The organism is Oceanospirillum sediminis (assembly GCF_014164585.1).
Taxonomy (GTDB): Bacteria; Pseudomonadota; Gammaproteobacteria; order Pseudomonadales; family Halomonadaceae; genus Oceanospirillum; species Oceanospirillum sediminis.
In genome coordinates this window covers 92,574-105,605 of sequence record NZ_JACJFM010000006.1, presented here as the reverse complement: position 1 = coordinate 105,605, position 13,032 = coordinate 92,574, and the positions used below count along the sequence as shown (strand labels likewise).

Genomic DNA, 13,032 nt, shown 5'->3' with positions numbered 1-13,032 from the left:
TCTGGCTCCCCGAGCAGGACTCGAACCTGCGACCAATAGATTAACAGTCTACTGCTCTACCAACTGAGCTATCAGGGATCTCTTTCAGAGATGCGGCGTATTATATCTATTTATCTCTTTCTTGCAATACTTTTTTATCATTTTTTCACAAACATTCTGGAGCACCATCTTATTGTAATGTGGCAAATATTGATCTTTATTAAAGACTAAGCAATGCTAGATAAAGACCTTTGATGTCCGGGAAGCCATATGCAGCTTATCTCTTTGCAGGACCCTTTTTACCAGGCGATTCTGAACAGCGCCAACATGACGATCATTGCCACCAGGCCTGATGGCATCATTACGTTTATCAATCATTACGCTCTGGAGCTTCTGGAGTACAATGCTGAAGATCTGATCAATAAGCAAACCCCGGCAATTATCCATGACCCGGCAGAAGTCAAAGAGTACGCTGCAAAGTTATCCAGCACTCTGGGACAGACCGTTCCCGCTGGTTTTGAAACCTTCGTCGCTATAGCCCGAACAGACTGCGCAGATGAAAAGGAGTGGACCTATATCACACGCACAGGCAAGCGTGTCCCCGTCTATTTATCCGTAACCGCAATACACAATGCAAATAATGAATTAACCGGTTTTCTGGGAATCGGCCGGGATATTACGGAACTGAAAAAAGCTGAAGCCCGGGAAAAGGAGATGAATGAGCGCTTCCGTCAGCTGGCAGAAGCAGCCTTTGAAGCGATCGTATTGTCTGAACAGGGTCTGATCATTGATGTAAACCCTGAATTTGAGAGAATGTTTAATTGCCCCAGATCAGAAGCTCTGGGCAAACACGTACTCGATTTTGTCGCAGATGACAGTAAACAGGATGTGATTCAGCATATAGATACAAATTCGTCTGAGATATACGAAGCCAGAGTCCTGAACCTGCAGGGTAAAGAGATTTATGTTGAGATTTGTGGAAAATCTCACAAGTACAAAGACAAAACCATCCGTATATCTGCCGTCCGGGATATATCTGAACGTAAATTTTTTGAACAACAACTCAGAAACAAACAGAATGAACTGGAAGATCTGAATATCCGTCTGGCCCATCTGGCAAATACCGATGAATTAACTCAGCTGCCCAATAAAAGAGCTCTGACCCGTTACCTGGAACGCTTTTTTGATTATTCCAGACGCCATCGCAAAGCTTTATCTGTACTGATTTTCGATATCGATCATTTCAAAATGTTTAATGATACTCATGGTCATCTGGAAGGAGATAAAGCACTGCAGCAGGTTGCCGATGCCAGCAGAGGCTGCCTGAGAAACAGCGATTATATTGCCCGGTTTGGCGGAGAAGAATTCGTTATTATTCTACCAGAAACAACTCTGCAACAAGCCGCTGTCACTGCAGAAAAACTCCGGCGAGCAGTAGAAGAGTATCCCGGTTATCTGCATCCTGTCACTGTCAGCGTCGGTATTGCGACTCTGTCAGAACAGCACCATACACCTTCCGAGCTGTTAAACAGTGCCGATATGCAATTATACCGGGCCAAACATTCTGGCAGAAACCGTTGCGCCTTCTGAATACTAACTCTCTGGATAAACACTGAAACTGAAGAAGTGAGCTGTTAAAATCCATCGCAGAAACAGGCTGGCCTACATAAACCAGACAGTACCGATTCAGCGGATCCGGAAGAGCTTTCTTTGTTACCCATTTGCTATTTTTTTCGACAGATAACAGGGCGCTACCTGAAATATCTGATCACCTCAGGCTTACTTAGCCTGATTGGTGCACCACTCTTGCAAGCCGATATCAGGGTTCAGGATGATACAGGCACCTTCCTGCAACTCAGTTCTCCGGCTAACAGAGTGATCAGCCTGGCACCCAGTGTCACAGAATTGATTTTCAGTGCAGGAGCCGGAAACAAACTGGTAGGCGTCGTTACTTTCAGCAATTATCCTGAAGCCGCGACTCAGCTCCCTGTCATCGGTAGCTACAATCACTTTGATCTTGAAAAAATTCTGGCACTGAAACCCGATCTGGTCATTGGCTGGAAAAGCGGTAATGATCAGAAAGCCATTCATCATCTGAAAGCTCTGGGCATTCCTGTTTATCTGACTGAAACCCGTTTTCTGGAACAAATTCCGGAAACCGTAAAACGTCTGGGACAGCTCATGAATACCCGGACTATTGCCGATCAGGCGGCCTTACAGTTCAACAACCGACTGGCAGCACTTAAGAACACTTACCAGCAACAACAACCGGTTCGCGTCTTTTATCAGGTATGGAACCGCCCTCTGATCACTATCAACCAACAGAACCTGATATCACAGGTTATCGGTTTATGCGGTGGCCAGAACGTCTTTGCTGAGCTGGATAGCATCGCACCCCGAATCGATATCGAAGCCGTACTGGCAGCAAACCCTGATGCAATCATTGCCAGCGGCATGGACAAACGGCGACCTGAGTGGCTGGATGAGTGGCGACGCTGGCCTTCTCTGAAAGCGGTTAAAAATAACCAGCTGCATTTCATCCCACCGGATCATATCCAGAGACAGACCCTCCGCGTACTGACAGGTGCCGAACAAATGTGTCAGCAACTGGCCACCACCCGTCAGCATCTATCTGATATGTCGGGTAACCCGATATCAGATACCGCCGAGGAAAACCGATAATGGCATTGATTGCAGCCAGAACATATAAGCCTCTCCCCCTGCTGCTTCTGCTGATTGCATCTGTAGCCAGTTTTCTGCTGGCGATAACGTCCGGTAGCTTACCTGTCAGTTTGCAGGAACTCTGGCTGATACTGCAGGGGAATCAGGCAGGCATTGCCTATACAGTGGTCACAGAGCTTCGTATCCCAAGGGCTTTCTCCGCCTGGCTGACCGGAGCAGAACTGGCATTAGCCGGTTGTCTGATGCAGGTTCTGCTAAGAAACCCTCTGGCTGACCCTTATGTTCTGGGTGTATCCGGAGGTGCAGCGACAGGCGCATTGCTTGCCATGATGCTGGGTGCTGGCAGTGCTCTGATTTCAGGCAGTGCTTTTGCCGGAGCCATGATTAACCTGATGCTGGTTTTTGGTCTGAGTCATAGCAAAGGCAGCTGGTCACCTACGCGCCTGTTATTAACTGGCGTTGTCACCGCAGCGGGCTGGGGCGCTATTATCAGTTTTATGCTATCCATCAGCCCGGATAGCCACCTGAAAGGCATGTTGTTCTGGTTGATGGGCGATCTGAGCCATGCCGGCCACCCTGGTAATCATATCTGGGTACTCTTTATAAGCCTTATAGTCAGCGGATTGCTGGCTCGCTCTCTGAACCTGATGCTCAGAGGAGATAATCAGGCAAAAGCTCTGGGAGTGCCTGTCTATAGCATCCAGATCACCCTGTATATTATGGCCTCTCTTCTGACAGCTTCTGCAGTGACACAGGCCGGGAGTATAGGTTTTCTCGGGCTGGTTATTCCTCATATACTCAGGCTAACGCTTGGCTCAGACCATAGAATATTGCTTCCGGGGTCGGTTCTTTGTGGAGGCTGCCTGCTCTTACTAGCTGATACCTTTGCCCGAACGATACTCGCTCCCCAGCAACTGCCGGTCGGAGTGATTACCGCCTTTATCGGCGTTCCCCTGTTTCTCTGGGTGCTACAGAAAAATAACAGAGGACTGGTATGACAACACTACTCAGCACCCATCAGCTGAATATCCGCATTGGCAACAAACAGATCTGTACCGGACTCTCAGCCGGAATTCAGGCCGGGGAAGTATGGGGATTATTAGGAGGCAATGGTGCAGGAAAAACGACGCTGCTGCATACCCTGGCCGGACTGAGAAAACCTGATAGCGGACAAATCCTGTATAAAAGTGAATTATTATCCGGTATCAACAGCCGTAAAAAAGCACGCATGTGCGGTATTCTTCTGCAGGATGATGAAAGTCAGTTTCCTGCCACAGTGATGGAGACCGTATTACAGGGCAGACACCCTCACCTTAGCCTCTGGCAATGGGAAGGAGAAGAAGATGAGCAGATTGCTGTGGATGCCCTGATAAAAACCGATCTGGCAGAACATAAAGATAAAAATGTCACTCAACTCTCCGGGGGCGAGAAACAACGGCTGAAAATAGCGACTTTACTGGTACAGAATCCGGATATTCTGCTGGCAGATGAACCCACAAACCACCTGGATCTGCCCCATCAGATCAATCTGCTGAAACTACTGACAGATCGTGTCCGGTCGAACAGTCAGACCCTGCTGATGAGTCTGCACGATCTGAATCTGGTCTGGCGCTTCTGTGATAAAGTCATCCTTCTGTATCCGGACCGGGAACCAGAAACAGGAAATACGGTCGATTTGCTGATACCTGATCACCTGGAAGCCCTTTATCAGCACCCGATTCATTGCCTGGATACCGATAAGGGCCGCTTATTTGTCGCAGCCTGATGTGCTCTGAACAACAATATAATAACCTGAACAACAAGGATCTTTTTCTGACCGTGAATACTCTGCTTAAACCATCCATACTGGCTGTTTGCCTTACTCTGACAAGTATTTTTATCGCTTCACCGGCTTATAGCTGGTTCTGGGATCTGGAAGAGAAGCAGGCGCGCTATCTGGCTACCAATACTGAGAACAAAGATTATCAGTATGAATGCGGTGCCTGTCATATCGCTTATCCCGCTCAGCTGATGCCTAAGCGTAGCTGGGTCAAGCTGATTGCCGGTCTTGACGATCATTTTGGAGAAGATGCGACTCCGGATAAAGTCAGTGCTGATGCTGTGCTTAACCACCTGTCGGCTAATGCCAGCGACAGTGACAATGCCGGAAAATTCCGGGATTTCCTGAAACAGATCCAGAGCCCGGCACCTTATCGCATCACAGACCTTCGCTTCTGGCGACTGAAACATGACAAAGTGATTCAACAACAGGATGACTGGGTAGTTAATAACCCGGATGTTGGCAGCTTTACTCAGTGCAATGCCTGTCATGAAAAAGCCGAACAAGGGGAATTTGATAAGCAAACCGTCGACATTCCGAATATTCAGCGTGAACTTTACGCCCGATAATCTATTTATCAGAACGTAGTAATGGAGTGTTACCTGTCTGCTATCAGTACAGGATATACTTCTGGGATTATAACGGAGCCAGCGAAGCTCCGACCGGTGATAGCTTAACGAAGAAGAGACTGAATATGCGTTTACTGCACACAATGCTGCGCGTTGGAAACCTGCAACAATCTATCGATTTTTATACCCAGGTACTGGGTATGAAGCTGCTGAGACAATCTGAGAACGAAGAGTATAAATATACTCTGGCATTTCTGGGTTATGGCGATGAATCAGATACCACTGTGCTTGAGCTGACTTATAACTGGGGCACGGATAGTTACGATATGGGCACTGCATTTGGCCATCTGGCTATTGAGGTAGATGATGTTTACTCAGCTTGCGATCAGATTCGTACTGCGGGTGGCCAGATCACACGCGAACCCGGCCCGGTAAAGGGTGGCACCACAGAAATCGCCTTTGTTCGTGACCCTGATGGTTATGCCATCGAACTGATTGCCAGCAAGTTTGCCGGTAAAGGCCTTGGTCAGTAAATCAGTTGCATAATTGCAACCTGAATCAATGAGCAACATCCCCATGTTGCTCATGTTGATACCTGCAACAACCAATCAGCCCTTATTTCACTGAGGGACAATCCAGTAGCGAGGGTCCGTAATATCCGTATCCACAGGTAACTCAGGATTGAGTAGCTTTACTTCCACCCTGTCAGCCCACTGGCTTAAAGGAAACAGATGCTGAGTAACAGGATGATTTTCCATATACCGGGTAAAAGAATCATCATCGATCATTAACTCCAACCCCTCCTGTATTCTCTGTGCCAGCAAAGGATTTTCTTTACCGGTGAAAAAATACATTGGAAAAGGGTAATAGATCAGATACTGATCAAACCAGCCCAATGCATCTGACTGCCGCCGATACGCTACTGTTTCAGCAGGCCCCTCGTGAATACCTCTGGGAAACATGTCGCAACGATAATTCTCCAGCATGGCAAACATACTGTTAAATCTCGCACTGCGAATAACCTGAAATCCCCCTCTCTCCAGAATATCACTGTCTGGCCAGTGCATGCCCTGACAGACACTACGATGATTTAATCTTAGCCAGTTCACTCTGGCTTTATAGAACTCGCGCTCACTTTCCCGAATAATCAAACCTCTGAAACCCAGCAAACCTTTCAGCAGAGGAATCCTGATAGCAATCAGCTCATTTTCTCGTTTAAGAGAAGTGCCCATCCAGTAAACATCAATATGCTGACCTGCTTTCAGCGCCTGTTCAGCACGCCCTTGCTCCAGTACAAATGGAGTATGCCGTACTTCAGCATGAGAATAATCTGATGCATTTTTATTCAGCGCCATTTGAAGTAGCTGTGAAAAATAGTGATGACTGGCATCTTCCTGAGACTGGGGTTTAATAATTCTCACCTCTTCAGACGCGACTACCAGCACAGGCCAGATACACAGCACTAACAGCAAATGTCGTCCCCATGAAACCAGTATTGTTCTGAGCGTCGTAACAACGGTTTCTCTGCTAAAAATTACCGTACGATCCTGTCGCCAGCCAGAGAACACAGCAATACTTTTCTTCAGGTATCTATCCATTATTCAGCCTCTGAAGAATCCCAACGGTATCTATCAGGGTAGTGCTTTTTTCGGAGAACTAACAAACAATCAACCATAGCCACACAAAGAAAACTCTGCTAGGGTAAGCAAAATTCAAACAACTGTTTAACCGGGAGTTACACTATGTTGATACAGGACCGTATAGAGCTGGTAACTGACGAACACATCGCAATTGTTCGTTTTAACCGTCCGGAAAAGATGAATGCTCTGGATATGCCAACATTTGCCGCTCTGCTGGAGGTTCAGGAAAAAATAGCCTCAGACTCAGATATCAGAGCCGTTGTCCTGACCGCTGCCGGTGAACACTTCTGTGCAGGCCTGGATGTACAGGGTGTCATGAGCGATCCAACAGCAGTAGAAACCCTGTTAAGCAAAAATGAAGATAAAAACTGGCCAGGCAATTATGTTCAGCAGGCTGTACTTGGCTGGCAACAGCTGAATGTCCCTGTGATTGCTGCGCTGAACGGGTATGTATTCGGAGGCGGGTTTCAGATCTCTCTTGGAGCCGATTTCCGCATTGCCCATCCGCAAAGCCAGCTATCGGTGATGGAAATCCGCTGGGGAATTATTCCGGATATGGGTATCTCAGTCATGGGACCATCTGTCGCAGCACGGGATCATCTGAAACTACTGGCAATGACCGGACAGCGTATATCAGGTGAAGAAGCCAGAACAATGGGGCTGGTTACCCAACTGGCCAGCCATCCGGAATCTGCAGCAACCGAACTGGCCAGAACAATAGCATCCAGTAACCCTGATGCCGTAAAAGCAGTCAAAACACTATTCAATACCGAACATCCTGATGCCAGCAGCAGCCTTGCTCAGGAGGAAGCCCTGCAAAAAACACTGCTGTTCAGTGCTAACCAGATGGAAGCCGTACAGGCTAATATTCAGAAGCGTCCAGCTGAATTCAGTTAATCCGGATTCCGATGACTCCAGTTCATCCCTGATAAGCATATCCATAGCGGATATAAAGTATTCTGATATTCTCCAGTCAATGGCTGGAGAATATAGCAGCCTTTAGAACAACCTTTCTCATAAGTCTCTGAACGCTACCTGTATCGCACACAGGCACGCATTATTTCATCTCACACCATTACCGCCAGGCAACCTCTGCTCAGAAGGATAAAGTGTTCTCCTGCGACAGCTGCTGATTTATTTTTCAACCGGTGGTTGATCCGGTTTCCATCTGTTAAAGCCCGTAAATACCAGCCAGAGCTGCGGAGTCACAAAAATCAGTGTGCTGACTATATCGACCAAGGTATGATACCCCAGTTTTGTCATCAACCAGAAATAGGCAAGACACAGAAACATTGCCACCGCCAGCCATTTTCGAAATCCGATAGTCAGAATGACAAGCGGTACAAGTACTGCAGTATGACTGCTGTAATCGTGGTCATAGCGGGCCCATATCTGCCAGTATGCATCCAGTTGATAATGCAATGTAATGATCAGAAGACTGGCCAGTAAAAAGAGCAGGTTCCGGCATAAATGCTGATTCTGGAATGACAGAATAAGCACCATAACCAGTAAAACAGGCGTAAACAGATCAGCAATAAAAGCGATCACAGCAAACCATCCTTCAGATCAGTAATTTATCTGGGTTTGTTTACAAATCAGTATGTTAGCACGACTTTACCCGATAGAGATTTATCGCTAGTCTAAGCGGGTTAATTTTTTGGAGAGATAAAGTAACGCATGACCTCATATCAGGACAATCTGACAGCTCGGGCAAGGCAACTAACCCGACAATTTCTGGGGCAGTATCAGCAAATGAAAACTGAAAGCCCGGATCTGGCCCATAACCAGGATCATGTTTTATCCATTGTCAGCACAGAACTTATTCGTCTGAGTATGAGTTGTAAAAATTCAGAAGAGAGACAGATGATTATTGAAGGTTTCAGCCAGGGACTAGCTCAGGTCCGCTGGAATGCTGAGAATGCTTCCCGACTTGTGCGTCAGCTGGAAAGAGAAATTTTACGCTGATAACCCTTGCAGTGCTTTCTGAACATCTCAGGTAGTCATCCTTATCCGATAACTACCTGAAATTACTTTTATCAGCCAGATTAGCCCTCACCCCTCACATAGAGATTGCATTGCTTCATGGGTACTCAGAAACACCTTGCCAGGTGACATATGCTCTATAAAATCAGTTTCCTGCAACTGATCCATCACAGGTCCCTTCACATCAGCCAGGTGCAGAGTAATGCCTGATTCTTTCAAATTGTCCCGAAGCATTTCCAGTGTTTCCAGTGCACTGGCATCAATAAAGTTAATCGCGCTACAGATCAGTACCAGATGTTTCAGATTCGGCTGTCGGGATACAATTACCATCACCTCATCTTCAATATACCGGGTATTAGCGAAGTAGAGATTTTCATCAATTCTGAGTCCCAGACACCCAGGATTAGTCTGTACATCAAAACGCTCAATATTTCTGAAATGCTCACTGTCGCCAACGCGCCCGACTACAGCCATATGAGGGTGGCTATTTCTGTGCAGTAGTAAAGCAACTGACAATACCACTCCGGCGATCAGACCGGCTTCCACCCCCATCAGCAAAACAGAGACAAAAGTAACTGCCAGAGTCAGAGCATCGGCACGATTAAAGCGCCAGGTCTTCCGGATACCGGTCAAATCAATCAGCGGTAAAACAGCCATAATGACAATAACGCCCAGTACTGCTTTAGGTAAAAAATAAAACCACGATGTAAAAAACAATACAGTCAGTGTCATCCCGGTCGCTGTAATCAAGGAGGCAATGGTTGTTCTTGCACCAGATGCATCATTAACCATTGATCGACCAAATCCGCCAGCAACCGGGTAAGCACCGGAAAATGCAGCACCAAGATTAGCCGCTCCCAGTGCCAGTAATTCCTGATCTGGTTTAATCCGCTCCCGACGCTTACTGGCCAGAGCCGTGCCGACCGAGACACTTTCCAGGAAACCAACCAGCGCAATCAGTACCGCAGCAGGCAGCAACTTTTGCCACCACTGAAGATCAAATGGCAACAACTGAAAGTCCGGAAAACCAGCAGGAATAGTGCCGACAATGCTGACACCATGTCCCTGGTTCAGTTCGAATACAGCCACCACCAGCACTCCGCCCAGAATAGCAAACATAGGCCCGGCTTTCGCCAGAGCATCAGCAACACCGGATGAAATCCCGATAACCCTGAGTACCCGTGCCAGATGCTGCTTGCAGTACCAGAGCAATAAAAATGACAGAACAGAGATAAGCACCGTGGCCAGGTTAGTCCCCGGAAGCCCATCCAGCAGGTTCAGCAATGTCCCGAAAAAATGATCACCACGCTCAACCTCCAGACCAAAAACATATTTCAGCTGACTGACAGCAATCATCAAAGCAGCAGCACTGGTGAAGCCGGTAATAACGGAGTGACTGAGGAAATTGACCAGAGCACTGAGCCTGAGCAGATACATCAGCAAAAGCACCAGCCCTGTCAACAGAGCCAGAACCATAGCGGTTGCGATATACAACTCTGTACCTGACTGCGCAAAAGACGATACAGCCTCTCCGGTCATGAGCGATGCGATGGCAACCGGCCCAACGGCCAGGCTACGACTACTGCCCAGCAAACCATAAATAAACAAAGGAATGATGCCTGCGTAAAGCCCCATTTGCGGGGGTAATCCTGCCAGAAAAGCATAAGCCATTCCCTGAGGCACAAGCATCACCGCGACGATAACTCCTGCTACAGAATCACTGATCAGAGTTTCTTTTTTATAGTCTTTCAACCATTGAACTAAAGGAAACCAACGACTCCAATCCGATTGCATCTCTCCTTTCCCACTGATTAGCGTTTTATTCTGTTCTGATTCGGAGATTTTGCGCACGTAGCCTCCTGACACTAATTACCCGAAGCTCAGCCAAGGGAGCTTGTGATAAAGACGTTTTGCCCGCATAGAGCAAAATAGAATATTGTTATATTATTTAAATATATGCTAATATTCCAGAAAAATTTGCCCCCCGGATAAAAACAACCACGAGACAACTACAGCTTCTCACTCTGCGTACAATAGGAATAAACCGGGTCCATACTGAACAATAATGAAATAAGCCTTTCGGGAGATCGCTATGCAACCTCAGATCAAAAGCTTTTATCATGCTCCGACCTTCACCTTTACTTATGTAGTACATGATGGTCAGAACCCCGAATGCGCAGTGATTGATCCGGTTCTGGACTTTGATAATAAATCAGGTAATACCAGTACAGAATCAGCAGATACCGTTATTCAATGGCTGGAAAGTCAGGGGCTTAAACTGAAATGGATTCTGGAAACCCATGCTCATGCCGATCACATTACTGCAGCTAAATATTTTCAGCAGCAGTGTGGCGGTGATATCGCTATCGGTGATCATATCCACCTGGTTCAGGGAGTTTTCAAGACAGTCTTCAATTACGGTGAGGAGTTTATCGCTGATGGTCAGCAGTTTGATCTGACTCTGAGAGATAACAGTACTCTGGCTCTGGGTGGAATGCAGATTCAAATCATGCACACCCCCGGACACACTCCGGCATGTATCAGCTATAAAGTCGGAGACAATATCTTTGTTGGTGATACTCTGTTTATGCCGGATACAGGCACTGCGCGATGTGATTTTCCAGGTGGGGATGCAGCCACACTATACGATTCAATCCATAAATTACTGAGTTTCCCCGACGAAACACATCTGTATATGTGCCACGACTATCCGGACGGGCGGGATAGTCGTGAAGTGTGTACTGTCGCAGAGCAGAAAGCGAATAACATCCATATTGGCAGAGGCACCAGTAAAGCCGATTTTATTGCCATGAGAGAACAAAGGGACAGCACTCTGGATATGCCAGCACTGATCCTGCCTTCAATCCAGATCAATATTCGTGCAGGATTACTGCCAGAGGCTGAAGATAACGGCGTATCTTACCTGAAGCTGCCTTTAAATCAGTTCTGAAACGCAATAATCAGCATACCGATGAAATCGGTTATATATGCTCAGGTGCCCTTTGAACACTAAAAAACCGCTGAAAGAGACATCTTCAGCGGTTTCTTAACAGCCAGTAATCTGACGAATTAATCGTCCAGCAGATTACGGCCTTTACTTGCAGCGATGCGCATACGCAGTGCATTCAGCTTAATAAAGCCAGCAGCATCTTTCTGATCATAAGAACCGGCATCATCTTCAAAGGTCGCAATGTTCTCATCGAACAGACTATCATCAGAACGACGACCCACAACGATTACGTTGCCCTTGTACAGTTTCAGACGAACATCACCGTTTACAACCTGCTGAGACTCGTCAATCATCTTCTGCAGCATCTTACGCTCTTCAGACCACCAGAAGCCATTGTAGATGATCTTGGCGTAACGAGGCATCAGCTCGTCTTTCAGGTGTGCCGCTTCACGGTCCAGAGTGATGGACTCGATCGCGCGGTGAGCACGTAGCATAATGGTGCCTCCCGGAGTTTCGTAACAACCACGGGACTTCATGCCTACAAAGCGGTTTTCTACGATATCCAGACGACCGATACCATTTTCACCACCAACCTTATTCAGGTATTCCAGAACAGTCGCAGGACTCATCTTCTCGCCGTTGATGGCTACGATGTCGCCTTTCTCGTAGGTCAGTTCCAGGTAAGTCGCTTCATCCGGCGCTTCTTCCGGAGATACAGACCAGCGCCACATATCGGCTTCAGCTTCCTGCCAGGGATCTTCCAGGATATCACCTTCGTAAGAGATATGCAGCAGGTTAGCATCCATAGAGTATGGAGACTTTTTCTTACTGCTGGAGAAATCAACAGGAATGTTGTGGTCTTCACAGTACTTCATCAGCGTTTCACGGGATGTCAGATCCCACTCACGCCATGGAGCAATTACGTGTACACCTGGCTTCAGCGCGTAAGCACCCAGCTCGAAACGAACCTGATCATTACCTTTACCGGTTGCACCGTGAGAAATTGCATCGGCACCAGTTTCGTTAGCGATTTCAATCAGACGCTTAGCGATCAGTGGGCGAGCAATAGATGTACCCAGCAGGTATTCACCTTCATAGATGGTATTCGCACGGAACATCGGGAAAACGAAGTCACGAACGAACTCTTCACGCAGGTCTTCGATGTAAATTTCTTTTACACCCAGAGCTTCAGCTTTTGCACGCGCTGGCTCTACTTCTTCACCCTGACCCAGATCGGCTGTAAAGGTTACAACCTCAGCATTGTACTCATCCTGTAACCAACGCACGATTACAGACGTGTCCAGACCACCGGAGTAGGCCAGTACCACTTTTTTAATATCGGACATTTGTTGCTCCACGCTGACTCAAATTCAGTAACTGAAACCTGCAGCTACTGAAAGAAAAATATCT

Annotated in this window: 13 protein-coding genes and 1 tRNA gene; 9 read left to right on the top strand and 5 right to left on the bottom strand. The window is 47.2% G+C overall.

Annotation, left to right across the window (positions count from 1 at the left end):
* Window positions 1-2: 2 nt before the first annotated feature.
* Window positions 3-78, bottom strand: a tRNA-Asn gene (locus H4O21_RS06770).
* 171 nt (window positions 79-249) lie between these two features.
* Here H4O21_RS06770 and H4O21_RS06765 point away from each other — a divergent pair.
* The 6 genes from H4O21_RS06765 to gloA all read left to right on the top strand — a co-directional run bounded on the left by H4O21_RS06765 (window position 250) and on the right by gloA (window position 5,582).
* Window positions 250-1,569, top strand: a complete 1,320-nt coding sequence (locus H4O21_RS06765; RefSeq protein ID WP_182808083.1) for a sensor domain-containing diguanylate cyclase — start codon at window positions 250-252, stop codon at window positions 1,567-1,569.
* A 120-nt stretch (window positions 1,570-1,689) separates the two neighbouring features.
* Window positions 1,690-2,661 (top strand): cobalamin-binding protein, encoded by a 972-nt coding sequence (locus H4O21_RS06760; RefSeq protein WP_220495542.1) that lies wholly within the window; start codon window positions 1,690-1,692, stop codon window positions 2,659-2,661.
* On the top strand, window positions 2,661-3,659 hold the full coding sequence (locus H4O21_RS06755) for a FecCD family ABC transporter permease (protein ID WP_182808082.1): 999 nt from the start codon (window positions 2,661-2,663) through the stop codon (window positions 3,657-3,659). The genes H4O21_RS06760 and H4O21_RS06755 overlap by 1 nt, the downstream gene beginning before the upstream one ends.
* Window positions 3,656-4,426: an ABC transporter ATP-binding protein gene (locus H4O21_RS06750; protein WP_182808081.1), complete on the top strand. Its 771-nt coding sequence runs from the start codon at window positions 3,656-3,658 to the stop codon at window positions 4,424-4,426. Before H4O21_RS06755 ends, H4O21_RS06750 begins: the two co-directional genes overlap by 4 nt.
* A gap of 53 nt (window positions 4,427-4,479) precedes the next feature.
* Entirely contained in the window at window positions 4,480-5,049 is a 570-nt protein-coding gene (locus H4O21_RS06745; RefSeq protein ID WP_182808080.1) for a cytochrome C, read from the top strand.
* Window positions 5,050-5,174: 125 nt separating this feature from the next.
* A complete protein-coding gene (gloA, locus tag H4O21_RS06740) occupies window positions 5,175-5,582 on the top strand; it encodes a lactoylglutathione lyase (protein ID WP_182808079.1) in 408 nt (135 codons plus the stop codon).
* Window positions 5,583-5,669: 87 nt separating this feature from the next.
* Here the strand turns inward: gloA and H4O21_RS06735 are convergent, their stop codons facing one another.
* On the bottom strand, window positions 5,670-6,647 hold the full coding sequence (locus tag H4O21_RS06735; protein ID WP_182808078.1) for a transporter substrate-binding domain-containing protein: 978 nt from the start codon (window positions 6,645-6,647) through the stop codon (window positions 5,670-5,672).
* A 144-nt stretch (window positions 6,648-6,791) separates the two neighbouring features.
* Here H4O21_RS06735 and H4O21_RS06730 point away from each other — a divergent pair, with 144 nt between their 5' ends.
* Entirely contained in the window at window positions 6,792-7,586 is a 795-nt protein-coding gene (locus H4O21_RS06730; RefSeq protein WP_182808077.1) for a crotonase/enoyl-CoA hydratase family protein, read from the top strand.
* 237 nt (window positions 7,587-7,823) lie between these two features.
* On the opposite strand, the gene H4O21_RS06725 is transcribed toward H4O21_RS06730, so the two are convergent.
* The gene (locus H4O21_RS06725; RefSeq protein WP_182808076.1) at window positions 7,824-8,237 is read right to left on the bottom strand and encodes a hypothetical protein; all 414 of its coding nucleotides are present in this window, start codon (window positions 8,235-8,237) and stop codon (window positions 7,824-7,826) included.
* A gap of 129 nt (window positions 8,238-8,366) precedes the next feature.
* On the opposite strand from H4O21_RS06725, the gene H4O21_RS06720 reads away from it, so the two are divergent.
* Window positions 8,367-8,654, top strand: coding sequence for a hypothetical protein (locus tag H4O21_RS06720; RefSeq protein WP_182808075.1), 288 nt, complete (start codon window positions 8,367-8,369; stop codon window positions 8,652-8,654).
* Between the two features lie 87 nt (window positions 8,655-8,741).
* Here the strand turns inward: H4O21_RS06720 and H4O21_RS06715 are convergent, their stop codons facing one another.
* Window positions 8,742-10,523, bottom strand: a complete 1,782-nt coding sequence (locus H4O21_RS06715; protein ID WP_368737527.1) for a SulP family inorganic anion transporter — start codon at window positions 10,521-10,523, stop codon at window positions 8,742-8,744.
* A gap of 241 nt (window positions 10,524-10,764) precedes the next feature.
* Here H4O21_RS06715 and H4O21_RS06710 point away from each other — a divergent pair, with 241 nt between their 5' ends.
* On the top strand, window positions 10,765-11,622 hold the full coding sequence (locus H4O21_RS06710) for an MBL fold metallo-hydrolase (protein WP_182808074.1): 858 nt from the start codon (window positions 10,765-10,767) through the stop codon (window positions 11,620-11,622).
* Window positions 11,623-11,741: 119 nt separating this feature from the next.
* Here the strand turns inward: H4O21_RS06710 and H4O21_RS06705 are convergent, their stop codons facing one another.
* A complete protein-coding gene (locus H4O21_RS06705) occupies window positions 11,742-12,980 on the bottom strand; it encodes an argininosuccinate synthase (RefSeq protein WP_368737526.1) in 1,239 nt (412 codons plus the stop codon).
* Window positions 12,981-13,032 lie beyond the last annotated feature (52 nt).